Raw genomic sequence first — 18,679 nt, 5'->3', positions numbered from 1 at the left:
ATTCCTTGCCGCAAGCGCCAGCTTGGGATTGCGGCCTTTCTCCCCGGTATTTTCGTCGCGCGCGCCGCCTGCCTTGGGCTATATCTAGCCGATTGCTTCGGATTCGAAGCCTTGTGATGTGAGGCCTTTCTTGCGTTAGAAGGCCCTTCTACTTTCAGAAGGATTGGGCGTGACCGACGACGTGACCAACCAGCCTCCGCCGCTGACGGGCGGCAACGCCTGGCGGGGCGATCCGTTGCTGATCCAGCTTGCCGAGCGTTTTTCCGATCCGGTGCGCAAGGACCTCGACGGGCTTGGCCGGTTCGTCCTGACGCAGGAGGCGCAGGAGCTGGCGCGCCTCGCCAATGTCGAGACGCCGAAGCTCCGCACGCATGACCGTCAGGGCCGGCGCATCGACCTCGTCGAATTCCATCCGGCCTATCATGCGCTGATGCGCCGCTCGGTTGCCGGCGGCCTGCATTCCTCGATCTGGGAAAACGGCGATAGCGAGATCGGCCGTCGCCATCAGGTGCGCGCCGCGCGTTTCTACCTGACCGCCGAACTCGAGACCGGGCATCTCTGCCCCATCACCATGACCAGCGCTTCGCTGGCCGCCCTGATGGCCAGCCCAAAGCTGTTTCGCGAATGGGCGCCGCGCGTGACGACGCGCAAATACGACCAGAGCCAAAAGCCGCCGGTCGACAAGGCCGGGCTGACGCTCGGCATGGGCATGACCGAAAAGCAGGGCGGCACCGACGTGCGCGCCAACACCACACGGGCCGAACGCGCCGGCAGCGGCTTTTATCGCCTCACCGGCCACAAATGGTTCATGTCGGCGCCGATGTCGGACGCTTTTCTCGTGCTTGGACAGGCGCCGGAAGGGCTTTCCTGTTTTCTCGTCCCGCGCATCCTCGGCGACGGTTCCGGAAACGGCTTCCGCTTTCAGCGGCTGAAGGACAAGCTCGGCAACCGCTCCAACGCCTCATCGGAGGTAGAGTTCGTCAACGCCATCGGCGAGATGGTCGGCGAGCCCGGCGCCGGCATAAAGACAATCATGGACATGGTCACGCTGACCCGGCTCGACTGCGCCGTCGCCTCGTCGGCAATCATGCGAGCGGGGCTGGCTGAGGCCGTGCATCACGCCCGTCACCGCCAGGTGGCCGGCTCGACGCTGATCGAACAGCCGCTGATGCAGCGCGTGCTGGCGGACATGGCGCTCGATGTCGCCGCCGCCACGGCACTCTCGTTCCGACTGGCGCGCTCCTTCGACGAGGCTGCCGGCGACCGCGGCGAGGCTGCTTTTGCCCGCGCCATGACCCCGGTGGTCAAATACTGGGTCTGCAAGATCGCGCCGCCACTGCTCTATGAGGCGATGGAGTGCCTCGGCGGCAATGGCTATGTCGAGGAAGCGCCGCTCGCCCGCTACTACCGCGAAGCCCCGGTCAATGCGATCTGGGAGGGCTCAGGCAATGTCATGGCGCTCGACGTGCTGCGCGTGCTCGGCCGCGCGCCCGGCCTGTTCGAGGAGGTGCTGGCCGGCATCGACCGCGATCTCGGCGCCGGCGGACGCGGAACCATTGGCGTGCTCAAGGCGGCCATGCAGGTCGCCGGCACCGATGAGGGGTCGGCCCGCCTGCTGACCGAACAGCTGGCGCTGTCGGCGGCAGCTGCGGAATTGCGCCGGCTGGGGGCAGGGCGGATTGCGGACGCCTTCGTCGAGACGCGGCTCGCCGGCCAGTGGCGCAACACCTATGGCATGCTCGATTCGCGCCACGATGCGCGCATGATCATCGACACGCTCTATCCGCCGGTGAATTGAGGGCCTTCCGCCAGGCCGTGAACGAATTTGCCTGCCTGTGGACAGCCGTTAACCTTAACGAATGGTTTCCGTTGCAGCCGCAGGCCGCAGACCCCACTGTCTTTGTCACCAAAGCAGGAATGCCATGCGGCACATTTTGACGTCCTTTCTGGCCTTGCACTGGGCGCTGGTTTTCGCCCTGCTGGCGTTCATCTGTGTCGATGGAAACCGCGGCGTTGCGGGCGCTCTGGGCGTGCTCGGCGTCGTCGTGGAAAACACTCGTCTGGCCGATCTCGACAATGCTGCCGTCGTGGCGCCGCTGGCCATCGCCTTGCTGGTCGTGGCGGTGCTGTTTTGCTGGGTCTTCGTCGAGAGCCTGGTTAACGCCGCGGCGAGCCCGGACGGAGCCGACAGTGTGGCGCGGACCGCCTTCATTTCGGCATCCGCGGTGTTGTCGCTCATCCTGATCGGCGGCGCAGCGCGAGGCATCAACGGCCTGTTTTTGGTTGTCGCCGTGCAATTGGCGGCACTTCTGGCCTCCTATGTCGCCATGCTGGCCGAGCGGAGGTCGGTCTTCGCTGTCATGGTTTCTCGGGAGGCAGAGAGCCGCGCCACCGCCCATGCCATGGCCAAGGGTGCCGCGCACGGCTCCTTGCTGTCGCGCATTTCCGGCCGGGCGGATATCGGCCATAGAGACGGCTCCAGCCACTGGGAAGGCCACTGATGCGCACCTTGTTCGCACTGTGGGCCGCCCCAATCACCTTGTTCTGGGGCTGGTTCTTCCTGTCGCTCAACGACATTAATTTCGGCTATGTTATGCTCAGCCGGCGACTGCACGACTTCGTGTTCCAGCTTTACGGCCAGATGCTGGGCATTGATCCGGCAATCATTCCGGGCATGGTAGCCAAGGCCTGCGTCTTCGACGGCTTCCTGCTGCTGGCGTTGTGGGCGTTTCGCCGGCGCCGCAACATCGCCGCCTGGATCAGGCGTCAGACGGGAAATTCGGTTCCGTCCGATCGGATGAGCCAAGCGACTGGAGTCGATCTAAAGCTCCCTGCAGAATAAAGGCGGCCGCCGCCGAATCGATCTTGCCGGCGCGCTTGGCGCGCGAGAAATCCATCTCGATCAACGTCCGCTCGGCCGCGACTGTCGATAGCCGCTCGTCCCACAGCACGAAGGGCAGGTCGGTTATGCCTGCCATGTTGCGCACGAAGGCGCGCGACTTCTGGGCGCGGGGACCTTCCGAGCCGTCCATGTTGATAGGAAGGCCGAGTACAAACGCGCCGACATTATCCTTCTGCAGCTGGGCGAGCAGCGCTGCCGCATCCAGCGAAAACTTTTTACGTAGGATGACAGGGCGCGGATGGGCAAAGGACAGGCCGCGGTCGGAAACGGCGACACCGATCGTCTTGTCGCCGAGGTCGAGTCCGGCCAGCGTCCTGCCGCCCTCCAGCCGTGCCGGCAGATCCTCGATTGCTATGATGCCCAACGGCTTTCCCAACCAGTTTTACCGTGACCCAGTCTTAACCGTGACCAAGACTTACCGTGACCCAGACTTGCCGTCACAAAGAGCGCGACACGTTCTTTTGAAGCGCGAGCACACTATGTCACTTTAATTTTGCTGCCGGCGTTCTATCTTCCGGCGCAACCAAAATCGAGGAACACGATCGATGAAATTGACCTGGTACGGACATTCCGCCTTCCGCGTCGAGACATCAGGCGCGACCATCCTGATCGACCCCTATCTCGTCGGCAACCCATCATGGACGAGCGGCTGGGAGGGGCCGGCGGAAGGCGTCACCCATGTGCTTTTGACCCACGGCCACAGTGACCATGTCAGCGGCGCGGTGGAGGTGCTGAAGAAGAGCGGCGCCCAGCTGGTCGCCAATTACGAGATCTGCATGTACCTGGTCGGCAAGGGCGTCGACGGCAAGAAGATCAATCCCGGCAATCATGGCGGCACCGTCGATTGCGGTGCCTTCACCACCACCTTCGTGCAGGCACTGCATTCCTCGTCGTTTGGGCTCGATGGCGGCCAGAACGTCTACCTCGGCAATCCCAACGGGCTGGTCCTGCATTTCCCGGAGGACAAGACGCTCTACCATATGGGCGACACCGACATCTTCTCCGATATGGCGCTGATCGAGGAATTGCATGAGCCGAAGATCGGCCTCGTGCCGGTCGGCGACCGCTTCACCATGGGCGGCGCGGTGGCGGCCCTGGCCTGCCGGCGCTTCTTCCACTTCGACACGGTCGTTCCCTGCCATTTCGGCACCTTCCCGATCATCGACGCGACGGCGGAGAAGTTCGTGGCCGGCCTCGAAGGGTCAGGTGTCGACGTAGCCTTGCCAGCGATCGGCCAAACGATCACACTATAAAGCGATCGTTTGAACGATCCCTTGTCGCAAAGGGGAATCAAACCATGGGCTTGAGAGTGACTCTTTGCGTGTCGATGCTGGTTGCGGCGTCGCCCGCATCCGCCGCCGAGGACTTCATCAAGGGCGTTTACCTCCAGACCCAGGAGCTTTGCGCGCAAGCCAAAAAGGACACGCTGCAGACGCTGATCGACACCGGCAATGTCATCTTGTCGGCGGACGGCCTGCAAAGCGTCGAGTATAATTGCGAGTTCGTCCAGGTCACCAAGGCGACGCGCTCGCCGAGCTGGGCGGTCACTGCCATCTGCCAGGAGCCGGGCTTTCTCTTTCCCGATATACTGTCGATCACGCAGATGAACGCGACCCAAATCGACATCGTCTCGGTGCGCCCGACCGCCGACGAAGGCGAGCAGGCCGGCAATGGCGGCAGCTATTATCTGTGCGAGGGTGTATCGCTGCCCTAGGCTGAAATGCCGCCCTGGCATGAACGGGCTCTATCCCCAAGCACGATCGATGTTGCGCGGCACGCGCCACGCCGCTATAGCGCCATCTGGTTTTCCCAAAGGCTAAAGACATGTCCGTTGATCTGCAAACTGTGAAGCGCGTCGCGCGTCTCGCCCGCATTGCGGTGAGCGAGGAGGATGCCGAGCGCATGACCGGCGAGCTGAACGCCATTCTGGGCTTTGTCGAGCAGCTGAACGAGGTCGATGTCTCCGGCGTCGAACCGATGACATCGGTGACGCCGATGGAGATGAAGAAGCGCCAAGACATCGTCACGGACGGCAACAAGGCCGCCGATATCGTCGCCAATGCGCCGGCCACTGACGAGAATTTCTTCCTCGTGCCGAAGGTCGTGGAGTAGGCGGCCGATGGCAATCGAGATCGCGATCGAAACGCCGCTGCAGGACGATGTCCGCGCTTTGGTCGAGGAGCTCAACGCGGCTCTGCTCGAACTGACGCCGCCGGAGCATTGCTACCATCTGACGGTCGAGCAGATGGCTGGCGACGACACCACCGTGTTCATCGCCCGCGACGACGGGCAAGCCATCGGCTGCGGCGCGCTGAAGCGCCATGATGCCCGCGTCGGTGAGGTCAAGCGTATGTACACGCGGCCTTCGCATCGGGGCAGGAAGATCGGCGCCAAGATCGTCGAACATGTCGAAACGCTGGCGCGCAGCGAAGGGCTGAAGCGCCTGGTGCTTGAAACCGGCGACCGCCATCCCGCCGCCTGGACCGTCTACGAACGCGCCGGCTTCTCGCGCTGCGGGCCGGTGCTGGATTATCCCGATTCCGAGTGGTCGGTGTTTTACGAAAAGAGCCTTTGATGAGCGAACTGACCCATCTGACAATTTCGCAGGCGCGCGCCAAGCTGCGCGCCAAGGAGATTTCGGCCGTCGAAATCACCGAGGCCTATCTCGGTGCCATCGAGCGCGCCAATCCGGTGCTCAATGCCTACATCGTCGTCACCGGCGACAAGGCGCGCGATATGGCCAAAGCTTCCGACGCCAGGCTCGCCAAGGGCCAGGGCGGTGCGCTGGAAGGCATCCCGCTCGGCATCAAGGACCTGTTCGGCACCGAAGGTATCCACACCCAGGCCTGCAGCCATGTGCTGGACGGCTTCAAGCCGCGCTACGAATCGACCGTCACCGCCAATCTGTGGGCAGACGGCGCCGTCATGCTGGGCAAGCTTAACATGGACGAGTTCGCCATGGGCTCGTCCAACGAGACCTCCTATTACGGCCCTGTCGTCAATCCGTGGCGGCGTTCGCGCCTCGACACGGTGGTGATGCCGACCACGCATCAGGGCGATGGCGGTTTCGTTTCGGCCGGCGGCACGAAGACCGCGCGCACGCTGGACAATGCCCAACTGGTGCCGGGGGGCTCGTCGGGCGGCTCGGCTTCGGCCGTCTCGGCTTTCCTGTGCGCCGGCGCCACCGCCACCGACACCGGCGGCTCGATCCGCCAGCCAGCCGCCTTCACCGGCACCGTCGGCATCAAGCCGACCTATGGCCGCTGCTCGCGCTGGGGCATCGTCGCCTTCGCTTCGTCGCTCGATCAGGCCGGCCCGATCGCCCGGGACGTGCGCGATGCCGCGATCATGCTGAAGTCCATGGCCTCGGTCGACGCCAAGGACACCACTTCCGTCGACCGGCCGGTGCCGGATTACGAGGCGGCGATCGGCAAACCGATCAGGGGCATGAAGGTCGGCATTCCCCGGGAATACCGCGTCGACGGCATGCCGGAAGAGATCGAGGCGCTGTGGCAGAAGGGCATTGCCTGTCTCAGGGATGCCGGCGCCGAGATCGTCGACATTTCGCTGCCGCACACCAAATATGCTTTGCCGGCTTATTATATCGTGGCGCCTGCCGAAGCATCGTCCAATCTGGCGCGCTATGACGGCGTCCGCTATGGCCTGCGCGTGCCGGGCCAGGACATTGTCGACATGTACGAAAAGACCCGAGCCGCCGGGTTCGGTCGAGAGGTCAAGCGCCGCATCATGATCGGCACCTATGTGCTGTCGGCCGGCTACTACGATGCCTATTATCTGCAGGCGCAGAAGGTGCGCAATTTGATCAAGCGCGACTTCGAGACGGTCTTTGCCGACGGCGTCGACGTCATCCTGACGCCGGCGACGCCGTCGGCCGCCTTCGGCATCGCCGACGAGGACATGGCCGCCGATCCGGTGAAAATGTACCTCAACGACATTTTCACGGTGACCGTGAACATGGCCGGACTGCCGGGCATTGCCGTGCCTGCCGGCCTCGATGCCAAGGGCCTGCCGCTCGGCCTGCAGCTGATTGGCCGTCCCTTCGACGAGGAAACCCTGTTCCAGACAGCCGCCGTCATCGAGCAGGCGGCGGGAACCTTCCAGCCGGAGAAGTGGTGGTAGCATGCCGCCTCCGTCTCGCATTTCCATCGTCGAGACGGGAAACGAACTGCTGATCATGAACCCGCCACGCACCTCGGATTTCAGGACCGTCTTTGTCCTGATCGGGGCCGCGATCGTCGCCTACACCGGCTACATGGGATTGACGGATACGTCGTCCGCAACGCTCACCAGCGGCACGCTCGGCCTGCTGTCCTTCGTGGCGGTCATTGCCCTCTTCACCTATTTCCTGGGCAAGGATTTCATCTGGCGGGTGTTCGGCAGGGAAACCCTGCGGCTGACCGACACCGCAGCCGTGCGCTCGGTGAGGGGTTCCTTGCGAAATCGGTGGTCACTGCCTTTGAAAGGGCATCTTAGGGTCGAAATCCTCGACCATACCTATCCCACGGACGAAGTGGGACTGTCGGAAGTCATCAGCTTAACCAACGCGAACGGCGTCCTTGTTTTCGGCAGGGAGTTAAGCCGCCTCGAAGCGGAAGCGGTAGCGAGTGCGGTCGAGCACTTCACCGGCCGTCACAATTTGAGCTGGAGATAGGCAGGCAATGTTCTTCTATCTCTCCAAGGTATTCTGGTTCTTCGTCCAACCACTCAACCTGGCGATCTTCCTGCTGCTTGCCGGCTTGCTCGCGGCGCTGATCGGCCGCCGGCGATTGGCGGCGACGGGCAGTGTGTTCGCCTTCCTGATTCTGGCGCTGTCGGCCTGGACGTCGCTTGGCGCCATGATGCTCAATCCGCTCGAAGAGCGCTTCCCAAAGCCGCTGCTGCCGCGGAAGGTCGACGGCATTGTCGTGCTCGGCGGCGGCTTCGAGGGCGCCATCAACTTGGCGCGCGGCGGCTATGAGCTGAATTCCGGCGGCGACCGCATGGTCGAGGCGGCGATCCTTGCCCGGCGCTTTCCCGAGGCGAAAGTGGTTATCTCGGGCGGCACCGGTGAACTGTTCATCGATGGCGAGGGGGATGCGGCCACCGCGCCGCGGCTGCTCGGTGCGCTTGGCATCGACGCCGATCGCCTGATGCTCGAGAGCAAATCCCGCAACACCTATGAGAATGCCGTCTTCACCAAGGAACTGGTAACGCCGAAATCGGGCGAAACCTGGCTGCTAGTGACCTCCGCCTTCCACATGCCGCGCGCCAAGGCGCTGTTCGACAAGGCCGGCTTTCACACGGTCCCGTGGCCGGTCGACTATCGCACCTCGGGCAAGGAAGGCTTTGGCCTGTTTCGCGACAACGCACCCGATTCGCTGCAGACCACGACCATGGCGATCCGCGAGTGGATCGGGCTCGCCGCCTATTGGCTGTCGGGCCGGATCGACCAGCTTTTCCCCGGCCCGGGCGGCTGACCGATCACGGCTTGCCTTGCGGCGGAAAAGAACTGACGCCGCACCAGCACTGCCAGTAGCAGCAGCGTCGACAGCACGAACACGATCGGGTCGACGAACCAGCCGAGATAGCCGATCGAGAAGAACACCGCGCGCAGGCCTGAATTGAAATGCTTGCCGGCCAGCATGTTCATGCGCGCCGCGCGCCACACCGCCGTTTCGCTGACCGGGTTGCGTGACGCCTCGCCATAGGGGATCGGCACCGCGCCGATCAGGATCGTGCAGTAGTTGAAGAGACGGTAGGCCCAGCCGAACTTGAAGAAGGCGAAGGCCAGGATCAGGACCAGGCCAAAGACCTTGATCTGAAAGGCGGAGCGCGATGAGGTCGCGTTCAACGGCAGGTCGTTCAGCACGGCAAGGACCTGATCCGAGGCGCCAAGCAGCGCGAAACAGCCACCGAGCGCAATCAGCGAACTGGAGGCGAAAAAGGCGGTGCCTTGCTGCAGGCCGCTCATGATGGCGGTGTCGACGATGCGGATTTCGCGCTCGGCCATGGTGCGCATCCAGGCCTCGCGCTGCACGTTCATGGCCATCGTCAACGACACCCGGCTGACCAGCCTGCCGTCGGACGCCAGCGTATGCAGCAACCATGCGAGCAGGAAAAAAGCCAGCGCCGCCAGATCAGCCGTCGACAGATGGAAGGAATCGCCCATGCCCCCTTTTACCACAGGCAAAGCGGTCAGTTCGATGCTCCAAAGCATGTCGCCCAGAAGTGAGCTGCGGTTCTGGGACAACCACATGCATTAAAACAAGAACTTAAAGCGCGTCGCATGAATCCGTTTCAGCGCGACGCGCTTTCAGCCGGGGATGTCGCTGCCGGAGCAAACAAGGTCGGCAGGTGCAGCGCCGCAATCCGCAAAACAGCACAAACATCATGGAAAGTCCTATATGTAGGTCTTGATCCCATTCCCGGAGACGGCGCAGAGTGTTTCTTTCGGTTTTCGACTTGTTCAAGATCGGCATCGGACCGTCGAGTTCGCACACGATGGGACCGATGACGGCGGCGCGGCGGTTTCTCGACGAGATCGCCGGCGATGACTGGCCGCGCCCGGCCGGCGTCAAGGTCGATCGCATTGGCGCCAGCCTGCACGGCTCGCTCGCCTATACCGGTATCGGCCATGGCTCGGATCGCGCCGTTGTCCTCGGACTTGCTGGCCTGACACCGCAGACGGTCGATCCCGATCAGGCCGAGGGAATCGCCACGCGCATCGCCGCCGAGAAGCGGATATCGCCACACGGCCATCCCTCCTATCGCTTCGACCCGGCGACGGATCTGGTGCTCGACCGCAAGACGCCGCTCACCGGCCACGCCAACGGCATGGCCTTCTACGCTTACGATGCCGGCGACCGGCTGCTGCTCAAGCGCATCTACTATTCCATCGGCGGCGGCTTCGTGGTGTCCGAGGAAGAGCTGCAGCGGATGAAGGTCAAGGGCTCGGTGACCACAGAAGGCAAGAAGGTGCCCTATCCCTTCAAGAACGCCGTCGAGATGCTGAACATGGCAGGCAAAAGCGGCCTGTCTATCGCCGACATGAAGCGCATCAATGAAGAGACGCATATGTCGCGCGAGGAGCTCGACAGCGGCCTTGATGCGATCTGGGGCGCCATGAAGGGCTGCATCGACCGCGGCCTGTCGCAGGACGGCATCATGCCGGGCGGGCTGAAAGTGCGCCGTCGTGCCCGCATGCTGCACGACAAGCTGCAGGAGCAATGGCAGCAGAACAAGCCCAACCCTTTGCTGGCCAATGACTGGCTGTCGATCTACGCCATGGCGGTGAACGAAGAGAACGCGGCCGGTGGACGCGTCGTCACCGCGCCGACCAATGGTGCGGCCGGCACATTGCCGGCGGTGCTGCGTTACTGGCTGCATTTCCACCCCGAGGCCGACCAGCCGAGCATCCGTGACTTCCTGCTCACGGCGGCCGCCGTCGGCGGCATCATCAAGACCAATGCCTCGATCTCCGGCGCCGAAGTCGGCTGCCAGGGCGAGGTCGGCTCGGCCTCGGCGATGGCTGCCGCGGGTCTCTGCGCCGTCATGGGCGGCACGCCCGAGCAGGTCGAGAACGCCGCCGAAATCGCGCTCGAACATCATCTCGGCATGACTTGCGATCCAGTCGGCGGTCTGGTCCAGGTGCCTTGCATCGAGCGCAACGCGCTCGGCGCCGTCAAGGCGGTCACCGCCGCCTCTCTGGTGATCAAAGGCGACGGCGTCCACTTCGTGCCGCTCGACGCCGCGATCGAAACAATGCGCCAGACGGGCCTCGACATGAACGAGAAGTACAAGGAAACCAGCCTTGGTGGGCTCGCCGTCAATGTCGTGGAATGCTGACCGTGCAACGCCACTGGCACTGTGGAGAAGTCGGGCAGGGCCGTTGACGCAATCGCGCGCCGGACTAAACCTTAAGCGATGGCACTCAATCTCCTAAAACTGTGCGTCGGTTGCGACAGCGTCGAGGACCTCGAAGAATGGATCGCCTTCCGCCTCGATGAGCGCCGCCGCGCCGGCGAACCCGCCGAGCACTGGCACACCACCCGCATGGTGCCGACGCGCGGCGCCGAGGTCACCGATGGCGGTTCGCTTTATTGGGTGATCAAGGGCAGCGTGCAATGCCGCCAGTTGATCACTGATATCAGGCCCTTTACCGACGACGAAGGCATCGGCCGTTGCCGCCTGATGCTCGACCTCGACGTCGTGCGCACCGACTGGCAGCCGCGCCGCGCCTTCCAGGGCTGGCGTTATCTCAAACCGTCGGATGCGCCCGCCGATATCGGCAAGGGCAAGGCCGGAATGGTCGAGATGCCGCCGAAACTGAAGCGCGAGCTCGCCGATCTGGGCTTGTTGTAAGGCCACGGCGCGGCCGCTTCTCCCAGAGCGTCGAGCGCTGGCCCTCCATCTTGTCCAAGGCTGGACTTGCAAGGGGCCCGACAACGCCACATCTTGATTCTTATGAGCGACAAGAAGCAGCGCGTGCCCGCAAGGGCCGATCCTGCGCCGGTCAAGCCTCAATCCAATGCCGGCGAGATCGACGCCTTTATGCGTCAGGCCCGGACGCTTGCCGCGTCCGCGACCGGCTCCGGGCGGCTGATCCTTGCGCTCGATGCCACGATGAGCCGCCAGCCGACCTGGGATCTCGCCACCAAGCTGCAGGGCGAAATGTTCGACGCCGTCGGCAAGGCCGGCACCCTCAGCGTCCAATTGGCCTATTTTCGCGGGCTGGGCGAGTGCCGTTCAACGGCTTTTGTCGCCGACACCAACGCCCTGAAGCAGCTGATGACGCGGATCGACTGCCGTGCCGGCCACACCCAGATCGGCAAGGTGCTGGCGCATGCGCTGAAGGAAACGGCGGCGGCCAAGGTCAACGCTCTGGTCTATATCGGCGATGCCATGGAAGAGGATATCGACGACCTGGCGCAGAAGGCCGGCAGCCTCGGTCTGCACGGCGCTCCCGTCTTCGTCTTCCAGGAAGGCCATGATCCCGGCGCAGAAAAGGCGTTCAAGGAGATTGCGCGGCTGTCCAAAGGGGCTTGGTTCCGATTTGATCGGCGGGCCGCCGCGACCTTGGCCGGGCTGCTTTCGGCGGTCGCCGTCTATGCGACGGGTGGATTGAAGGCGCTCGAGGCAAGGGACAGGCCGGGAGACCGGCTGCTGATCGAGCATCTCAGGGGCGGCGGGAATTGATGGGCGCTATCATTGCACTTGTTGCACTGTTTCTGGTGCTGCTCGGGGCGGCGACGATCTTTGTCCGCGCCGATGCGCAAAAACTGGCAAGCGGCATGCGCACGCTCGGGCCGGTGCTTCTGGCGCTGGTCGGGCTCGCCGTGCTGGTGGTCGGGCGCGAAGGCATTGCCGGCCTCATTCTGGCCGCGGCCCTTGCCTGGTACGGTTCGATGCGAATGAAGCGGCCGTCGGTCGGGCCGGCGCCCGGCAAGCGCTCGACGGTGCGGACCGCCGCACTGGAAATGGAGCTTGATCACGATACGGGCGGACTTGAAGGCCTGGTTCTGGCCGGCCGCCATGAAGGCAAGATGCTGGGCGCGATGGGCCTGGCCGAGCTGCAGCAGCTTTACGGCGAACTCCCCGGCGACCCGGAGAGCCGCCAGCTCCTAGAGACGTATCTTGACGGCCGTTTTCCCGTCTGGCGCAAAGACGCTGAGGCGAACGGTGGCGAAGGGCTGGGTGTTGCGCCAGGTGCGGGCGCCATGACTAAGGAGGAGGCCTACAAGATCCTTGGTCTTGAAGCGGGGGCCGCCGCGGCGGATGTCCGCAAGGCGCACCGCCGCCTGATGCAGCGCCTGCACCCCGACATCGGCGGCACGTCTTTCCTGGCGGCGCGGATCAACGAAGCCAAGGACGTCTTGCTCTCCAATCACAACTAGTCTCCTTCGACGCAGTAAATTTCCGGGAGATGGTTCCGACGCCGCCCTACTGTTGGACGGCGTAGCAGGCGATTTTCTTTTTCTTCAGGGCATTGCAGGCATTCCAGGCCGCGTCCTTCGAGCGGAAGCCGCCGAACCGGGCGCGGTAATAGGTCTCGCCATCCTTTTCGAAGGCGACGGTGAAACCGGAAGCAGCCCCAAGAACTTTGGGCGCCAGCTTGGCGGTCTTGTCGAGGAAAGCCTGGGCTTCGGACTGCTTGGGCGACGACGCCACCTGCACCGCCCAACCAGCCGGCACCGAGGCCGTGTTGACCGGGTCGACCGCCTGTGGGGATACAGGCGTGGGTTCGGCATAGGCAGCCACAATCTGCGCAGTTTCGACCTTCGGCGCCGTCACGATGACGGTCTTGACCTTCCTGGTCTTGACGACGGGGGCGGGCTCTTCGACCGCGGCCACCGTCTGTTCGTCGGCAGACTGGCCTTCAGCAGACTGCTCGTCAGCGGATGTCGGATCGTCATTGGACGCTACGGCATCGTCTTCAACGATCGGCTTGCCATCCGGCGTCGGCGCGTCATGCTTGGGCAGGAAGACCTTGGCCAGCGCCTTGACCGGATTGTCGCCGCCGGCCTTGGCGACCAGGGCGCCGCCGCCGCGGGTCGATGCGCGCGGCATGTAGGCGTTGATCAGGCCGGCCATCTGGTTGTCGCGGCTGCGCCCCGAAGTGCCGCCCATGACGACGGCGACGAGGCGGCGGTTGCCATCCGAAACCGACGAGACGAGGTTGAAGCCGGAGGCGCGGGTATAGCCGGTCTTGATGCCGTCGACGCCCTTGATGCGGCCGAGCAGACGGTTGTGGCCATTGATGCGCTGGCGGCCGTAAAGGAAGGAGCGCTGCGAGAAATAGCCGTAATACTGCGGATAATGTTCCCTGAGCGCTATGCCGAGCATCGCCATGTCGTGGGCGGTTGTGAACTGGCCGGGATCGGGCAGGCCGTTGGCATTGCGAAACACGGTGCCGTCCATGCCGAGCGCGCGCGCCTTGGCGGTCATCATGCGGGCGAAATTGCTTTCGCTGCCGCCGAGCAGTTCGCCGAGCGCGGTCGCCGAATCATTGGCCGACTTGGTCACCATCGACAGGATGGCGGTCTCGACCGAAACCGCTCCGCCCGCCTTGACGCCGAGCTTGGTCGGCGGTTCGGCCGCCGCTTTGGCCGAGAACGGCACGGGCGTGTTCCTGCTGATCCGGCCCTTCGCCATGGCCTCGAAGGTCAGATAGAGCGTCATCATCTTGGTCAGCGACGCCGGGTAGCGCCGGCCGTTGGCATCGGACGAATAAAGCACCTTGCCGGTCTTGGCGTCGACGACGATCGCCGAAGACCTGGCGGCCATCGAGGACGCGGCATCCGCAACGACAAATGACATCGCCAAAGCGAGGATCATGATCGTTTTGAGGGAAGATGCGGATTTTGAACCGAAGACCGACAACGCCTGACGCACTGATAGTTCCTTTGAAACTCATTGCCCTGGAGGTGGCAAAGGGATCCGACCTCACTTGTCGTCAAACTATCGCGGCCAGCGTTACCAATCCGTTTATGGTAACCGGCGCGTTCACCATTTTCCTCGGGCTTGAGCCTTTCTTTATTCGAATTTTAGCTGTTGCCGGCGCAGCGCGGCCTGATGCCGCTGAAATCTTGACTTTTGTGCAGCGCACAATATATTCTCGTGCATTGCACAACCGCGCTCAGGCAAGGGCGCTTCAAAACGCCAAGGGAAACGTCAAATGACCCAGACCTACGAGGACTTCTCGAAATACGGCAAGGAGTTTGCCGATACCGGATTGAAGAGCTTCACCTCGCTCTCCAAGGGCGCGCAGGCGATCGCCACTGAAGCTGGCGAATACACCAAGAAGAGCTTCGAAGCCGGCAGCGCCGCGGTCGAAAAGCTGTTCTCCGCCAAGTCGCTGGAAAAGGCGGTCGAGATCCAGTCCGACTTCGCCAAGCAGAGCTATGAGAGCTTCGTTGCCGAGGCGACCAAGTTCGGCGATCTCTATGCCGATCTCGCCAAGGAGGCTTACAAGCCCTTCGAATCGATTGTCGCCAAGGCGAAGTAATTTCGCTCGAGAATACCAGGCACGGCCTTTCGGGCTTGCAAAACAGACCCGGTCGCGGATGCGCGGCCGGGTTTTTTCATGCCGGTTTCAATTCCGGGGCTTTGGCGGTTCACGATTTTGAAAATCGCCTCGGTTTGCCCACCTAGCCATATTGTCAGCTAACAAGAAGGGCTTAAAATCGTCCATCGAACACCTACATATCGAACTCGCCATGGGGATTCGAAAGAGGCAGGATTACGTGACTTCAGGTTTGACTGCCACGACAAGCGTGGTGCGGATGCAAAGTGACGGCGACGGCAATGAGGCCGGTCGCGGCACAGCCGTCATTACGCGCACGAAGACCAAGACCAAGAAGCCCAGCCTTTACAGGGTCCTCATCCTCAACGACGACTATACGCCCATGGAGTTCGTGGTTCACGTCCTGGAGCGTTTTTTTCAAAAGGACCGCGAAGCCGCCACACGCATCATGCTTCATGTTCACAATCATGGGGTGGGCGAGTGCGGGGTCTATACATTCGAGGTGGCCGAGACCAAAGTGTCTCAGGTCATGGATTTCGCCCGACAGAATCAGCATCCGCTGCAATGCGTGATGGAGAAGAAGTGAGGTAACATGCCGGCTTTCTCCCAAGGCCTGGAAAAGGCGCTTCACCAGGCGCTGACGCTCGCCAATGAGCGGCACCATGAATATGCAACCCTAGAACATCTGCTGCTCGCCCTCATCGACGACACCGAGGCGGCCGCCGTTATGCGCGCCTGCAACGTCGATCTCGACGAGCTGAAGCACACCGTTCTGACCTATATCGACACCGAACTCGACAATCTGGTCACCGGTTACGATGAGGATTCCAAGCCGACCGCCGGCTTCCAGCGCGTCATCCAGCGCGCCGTGATCCATGTGCAGTCATCCGGCCGCGAGGAAGTGTCCGGCGCCAACGTGCTCGTCGCCATCTTTGCCGAGCGCGAGAGCCATGCCGCTTATTTCCTGCAGGAACAGCAGATGACCCGCTACGACGCGGTCAACTACATCTCGCACGGCATCGCCAAGCGCCCCGGCGCATCGGAGACGCGCTCGCCGCGCGGCGCCGATGACGAGCAGGGCGGCCAGAACGGCGCCGAGCCGCAGGAGGAAGGCGGCAAGAAGAAGCAGCAGCAGGATGCGCTGACGGCTTATTGCGTCAACCTCAACAACAAGGCCAAGGCCGGCAAGATCGATCCGCTGATCGGCCGCGAGAGCGAAATCAACCGCACCATCCAGGTGCTGTGCCGCCGCTCTAAGAACAACCCGCTCTATGTCGGCGATCCCGGCGTCGGGAAAACGGCGATTGCCGAAGGTCTGGCCAAGCGCATCGTCGAAGGCGACGTGCCCGAAGTGCTGCAGGACGCCACCATCTTCGCGCTCGACATGGGCACGCTTCTGGCCGGCACCCGCTACCGTGGCGATTTCGAAGAGCGGCTGAAGCAGGTTGTCAAGGAGCTAGAGGATTATCCCGGCGCCGTGCTGTTCATCGACGAGATCCACACGGTGATCGGGGCCGGCGCCACGTCAGGCGGCGCGATGGATGCGTCGAACCTGTTGAAGCCGGCGCTGTCTTCGGGTGCCATCCGCTGCATCGGCTCGACCACTTACAAGGAATTCCGCCAGTTCTTCGAGAAGGACCGCGCTCTGGTGCGGCGCTTCCAGAAGATCGACGTCAACGAGCCGACCATCGAGGACGCCATCGAGATCATGAAGGGCCTCAAGCCCTATTATGAGGAATTCCACAAGGTGAAGTTCACCAACGAGGCGATCAAGGCTTCGGTGGAACTGTCGGCCCGCTACATCAACGACCGCAAGCTGCCGGACAAGGCGATCGATGTGATCGACGAGACCGGCGCCTCGCAGATGCTGGTGCCGGAAGCCAAGCGCAAGAAGACGATCGGCATCAAGGAGATCGAAGCCACTATCGCCACGATGGCCCGCATCCCGCCGAAGACGGTTTCGGCCGACGACGAGAAGGTGCTGCAAGGCCTCGACATCGAGCTGAAGCGCGTCGTCTATGGCCAAGACACCGCCATCACCGCGCTGACCTCGGCAATCAAGCTGGCGCGTGCCGGCCTGCGCGAACCGGAAAAGCCGATCGGCTCCTACCTGTTCTCAGGCCCGACCGGCGTCGGCAAGACCGAAGTCGCCAAGCAGTTGGCTGCCTCGCTCGGCGTCGAGCTGATCCGCTTCGACATGTCGGAATATATGGAACGCCACACCGTTTCGCGGCTGATCGGCGCGCCTCCCGGCTATGTCGGTTTCGACCAAGGCGGCTTGTTGACCGACGGCGTCGACCAGCATCCGCACTGCGTGCTCTTGCTGGATGAAGTCGAGAAGGCGCATCCGGACCTGTTCAACATCCTGTTGCAGGTCATGGACCACGGCAAGCTGACCGACCACAACGGCAAGCAGATCGACTTCCGCAACGTCATCCTGATCATGACCACCAATGCGGGCGCATCCGATGCGCAGCGCGCGGCGATCGGTTTCGGATCGACCAAGCGCGAAGGCGACGATGTCGAGGCCATCAACCGGTTGTTCACGCCGGAGTTCCGCAACCGTCTCGATGCGATCATCCCGTTCGGCTCTCTGCCAGTCCCGGTCATCCACCAGGTGGTGCAGAAGTTCGTCATGCAGCTCGAGGCCCAGCTTTCCGAGCGGGGCGTCACCTTCGACCTGTCGGCGGACGCGATCGCCTGGCTGGCCGACAAGGGCTATGATGAGCGCATGGGTGCGCGGCCGCTCGGCCGGGTCATCCAGGAGCACATCAAGAAGCCGTTGGCCGACGAGGTGCTGTTCGGCAAGCTCAAGAAGGGCGGCACGGTGCGCGTCACTGTCGAGAAGAAGGAAACCGGCGAAACCGGCCTGAAGCTCGAATCGCTGGCCGACGAAGCCCCGGTGCAGCCGAAGCAGGAGCCGGAAGAGGCGCCGAAAGCCCGCAAGGCGGTGGCCAAGAAGCCCGTCGCCAAGAAGGCGGCGGCGCAGAAGCCTCAGCCCAAGGGCAAGGACGAGCCTGAGCCCAAGGGCAAGGATGGCGGCAAGCGCAGCCTGGTGCCGCAACTACCGCGCAAGAGCTAAAAAGTTCGCCTATGAAAAAAGGGCCCGGTGACGGGCCCTTTTTTCATTGGCTGGCCGGTTTGCCGACACAGGCCCCTGCTTTTCAGGTCAGATGCTGTTAGGTCAGGCGGCGACGCCCTCGGGTGCAAACTTGCCCAGGAAGTACCCGCACGCCTTCCAGATGGCGATCGAAATCAGAACGCTCGCATAGCCATCCACGGCACAATGCCAGCCAAGGACGACCGAGCCGACCATGATGATTGCGGCGAATGCCCACATCAAAAGGCCGGCCAACCGTGAGCGGCGTGTTGCATAAAGCGCGAAAAGCACCGCCATCGCCACATGCATGGACGGGAAGGCGGATATGCCGAGACTGCCTGGCGTCGCCCCGATATAGCCGCTCCACACAATGTCCTGCGCAAGGTGAAAAAAGCTGCCGAGTGCGAAGGCGCAGCCACCGATCCAGAAAGCGAAAAGAAGGTATTGGGCATAGTCTTCCAGCACGCCGAAATCCGGCATGTTTCCGGTGCGCAGGCCGACCGCGGCTGCCAAAAGCAGGGCAGCGATGGCCATCGCGTGCAGCAGGCGGTGTCGCCGGTACGCGTCCGCCAAGGTGCGCAGAAAGGCCCGCCCGGCAGCTGCTTTTACCAACGGCTCTGATGTCGCAACCGAATGTTCCACGATTTTTAAAACC

Annotated in this window: 22 protein-coding genes; 18 read left to right on the top strand and 4 right to left on the bottom strand. The window is 63.0% G+C overall.

Annotated elements, in window-relative coordinates:
• The first annotated feature begins 169 nt into the window (after positions 1–169).
• The 3 genes from X730_RS143300 to X730_RS1000000166505 all read left to right on the top strand — a co-directional run bounded on the left by X730_RS143300 (position 170) and on the right by X730_RS1000000166505 (position 2,842).
• Positions 170–1,798 (top strand): DNA alkylation response protein, encoded by a 1,629-nt coding sequence (locus X730_RS143300; RefSeq protein WP_023670993.1) that lies wholly within the window; start codon positions 170–172, stop codon positions 1,796–1,798.
• A 124-nt stretch (positions 1,799–1,922) separates the two neighbouring features.
• Positions 1,923–2,501, top strand: coding sequence for a hypothetical protein (locus tag X730_RS143305; RefSeq protein WP_023826978.1), 579 nt, complete (start codon positions 1,923–1,925; stop codon positions 2,499–2,501).
• A complete protein-coding gene (locus tag X730_RS1000000166505) occupies positions 2,501–2,842 on the top strand; it encodes a DUF6105 family protein (RefSeq protein ID WP_081731041.1) in 342 nt (113 codons plus the stop codon). The genes X730_RS143305 and X730_RS1000000166505 overlap by 1 nt, the downstream gene beginning before the upstream one ends.
• On the opposite strand, the gene ruvX is transcribed toward X730_RS1000000166505, so the two are convergent.
• The gene (gene ruvX / locus X730_RS143310) at positions 2,760–3,266 is read right to left on the bottom strand and encodes a Holliday junction resolvase RuvX (RefSeq protein WP_023826977.1); all 507 of its coding nucleotides are present in this window, start codon (positions 3,264–3,266) and stop codon (positions 2,760–2,762) included. The two genes, X730_RS1000000166505 and ruvX, sit on opposite strands and share 83 nt — an antisense overlap.
• 181 nt (positions 3,267–3,447) lie before the next feature.
• Between ruvX and X730_RS0134190 the strand changes: the two genes are divergently transcribed.
• The 7 genes from X730_RS0134190 (at position 3,448) to X730_RS143340 (ending at position 8,379) form a co-directional block, all read left to right on the top strand.
• Positions 3,448–4,155, top strand: coding sequence for a metal-dependent hydrolase (locus tag X730_RS0134190; RefSeq protein ID WP_023684673.1), 708 nt, complete (start codon positions 3,448–3,450; stop codon positions 4,153–4,155).
• Between the two features lie 44 nt (positions 4,156–4,199).
• A complete protein-coding gene (locus X730_RS143315) occupies positions 4,200–4,616 on the top strand; it encodes a hypothetical protein (RefSeq protein WP_023696540.1) in 417 nt (138 codons plus the stop codon).
• Between the two features lie 110 nt (positions 4,617–4,726).
• On the top strand, positions 4,727–5,014 hold the full coding sequence (gatC, locus tag X730_RS143320) for an Asp-tRNA(Asn)/Glu-tRNA(Gln) amidotransferase subunit GatC (protein ID WP_023670999.1): 288 nt from the start codon (positions 4,727–4,729) through the stop codon (positions 5,012–5,014).
• Between the two features lie 7 nt (positions 5,015–5,021).
• On the top strand, positions 5,022–5,477 hold the full coding sequence (locus tag X730_RS143325; RefSeq protein ID WP_023671000.1) for a GNAT family N-acetyltransferase: 456 nt from the start codon (positions 5,022–5,024) through the stop codon (positions 5,475–5,477).
• On the top strand, positions 5,477–7,042 hold the full coding sequence (locus tag X730_RS143330) for an amidase family protein (RefSeq protein ID WP_023826976.1): 1,566 nt from the start codon (positions 5,477–5,479) through the stop codon (positions 7,040–7,042). The genes X730_RS143325 and X730_RS143330 overlap by 1 nt, the downstream gene beginning before the upstream one ends.
• A 55-nt stretch (positions 7,043–7,097) precedes the next feature.
• Entirely contained in the window at positions 7,098–7,574 is a 477-nt protein-coding gene (locus X730_RS143335) for a hypothetical protein (protein WP_245261400.1), read from the top strand.
• 7 nt (positions 7,575–7,581) lie between these two features.
• Complete coding sequence (locus X730_RS143340; RefSeq protein WP_023826975.1) at positions 7,582–8,379, top strand: YdcF family protein; 798 nt, start codon at positions 7,582–7,584, stop codon at positions 8,377–8,379.
• Here the strand turns inward: X730_RS143340 and X730_RS143345 are convergent.
• Positions 8,328–9,071 carry a DUF599 domain-containing protein gene (locus X730_RS143345; protein ID WP_023671004.1) on the bottom strand — a complete coding sequence of 248 codons (744 nt, stop codon included), beginning with the start codon at positions 9,069–9,071 and terminating at the stop codon, positions 8,328–8,330. The two genes, X730_RS143340 and X730_RS143345, sit on opposite strands and share 52 nt — an antisense overlap.
• A gap of 272 nt (positions 9,072–9,343) precedes the next feature.
• Between X730_RS143345 and X730_RS143350 the strand changes: the two genes are divergently transcribed.
• The 4 genes from X730_RS143350 to X730_RS143365 all read left to right on the top strand — a co-directional run bounded on the left by X730_RS143350 (position 9,344) and on the right by X730_RS143365 (position 12,795).
• Positions 9,344–10,747, top strand: a complete 1,404-nt coding sequence (locus X730_RS143350) for an L-serine ammonia-lyase (RefSeq protein ID WP_023826974.1) — start codon at positions 9,344–9,346, stop codon at positions 10,745–10,747.
• A 78-nt stretch (positions 10,748–10,825) separates the two neighbouring features.
• Complete coding sequence (locus tag X730_RS143355) at positions 10,826–11,263, top strand: DUF1489 family protein (RefSeq protein ID WP_023671006.1); 438 nt, start codon at positions 10,826–10,828, stop codon at positions 11,261–11,263.
• A gap of 102 nt (positions 11,264–11,365) precedes the next feature.
• Complete coding sequence (locus X730_RS143360) at positions 11,366–12,097, top strand: hypothetical protein (protein ID WP_023826973.1); 732 nt, start codon at positions 11,366–11,368, stop codon at positions 12,095–12,097.
• Positions 12,097–12,795 carry a DnaJ domain-containing protein gene (locus X730_RS143365; protein WP_023826972.1) on the top strand — a complete coding sequence of 233 codons (699 nt, stop codon included), beginning with the start codon at positions 12,097–12,099 and terminating at the stop codon, positions 12,793–12,795. Before X730_RS143360 ends, X730_RS143365 begins: the two co-directional genes overlap by 1 nt.
• A 46-nt stretch (positions 12,796–12,841) precedes the next feature.
• On the opposite strand, the gene X730_RS143370 is transcribed toward X730_RS143365, so the two are convergent.
• Positions 12,842–14,293: a D-alanyl-D-alanine carboxypeptidase gene (locus X730_RS143370; protein WP_023706224.1), complete on the bottom strand. Its 1,452-nt coding sequence runs from the start codon at positions 14,291–14,293 to the stop codon at positions 12,842–12,844.
• An 11-nt stretch (positions 14,294–14,304) separates the two neighbouring features.
• Here X730_RS143370 and X730_RS1000000167630 point away from each other — a divergent pair, with 11 nt between their 5' ends.
• From X730_RS1000000167630 to clpA, 4 genes are all read left to right on the top strand, one after another.
• A complete protein-coding gene (locus X730_RS1000000167630; protein ID WP_155922483.1) occupies positions 14,305–14,580 on the top strand; it encodes a hypothetical protein in 276 nt (91 codons plus the stop codon).
• Positions 14,577–14,906 (top strand): phasin family protein, encoded by a 330-nt coding sequence (locus tag X730_RS143375; protein ID WP_023671011.1) that lies wholly within the window; start codon positions 14,577–14,579, stop codon positions 14,904–14,906. Before X730_RS1000000167630 ends, X730_RS143375 begins: the two co-directional genes overlap by 4 nt.
• A 277-nt stretch (positions 14,907–15,183) precedes the next feature.
• Positions 15,184–15,510: an ATP-dependent Clp protease adapter ClpS gene (gene clpS, locus X730_RS143380; protein ID WP_023671012.1), complete on the top strand. Its 327-nt coding sequence runs from the start codon at positions 15,184–15,186 to the stop codon at positions 15,508–15,510.
• 6 nt (positions 15,511–15,516) lie between these two features.
• Positions 15,517–18,006, top strand: coding sequence for an ATP-dependent Clp protease ATP-binding subunit ClpA (clpA, locus tag X730_RS143385; RefSeq protein ID WP_023826971.1), 2,490 nt, complete (start codon positions 15,517–15,519; stop codon positions 18,004–18,006).
• Between the two features lie 102 nt (positions 18,007–18,108).
• On the opposite strand, the gene X730_RS1000000165415 is transcribed toward clpA, so the two are convergent.
• Positions 18,109–18,558: a phosphatase PAP2 family protein gene (locus X730_RS1000000165415; protein WP_023826970.1), complete on the bottom strand. Its 450-nt coding sequence runs from the start codon at positions 18,556–18,558 to the stop codon at positions 18,109–18,111.
• Positions 18,559–18,679: the final 121 nt, after the last annotated feature.

The organism is Mesorhizobium sp. L103C131B0 (assembly GCF_000502275.1).
Classification (GTDB): Bacteria; Pseudomonadota; Alphaproteobacteria; order Rhizobiales; family Rhizobiaceae; genus Mesorhizobium.
Note: the sequence above shows the minus strand (reverse complement) of the source record. Positions and strands in the feature narration are given on the sequence as shown.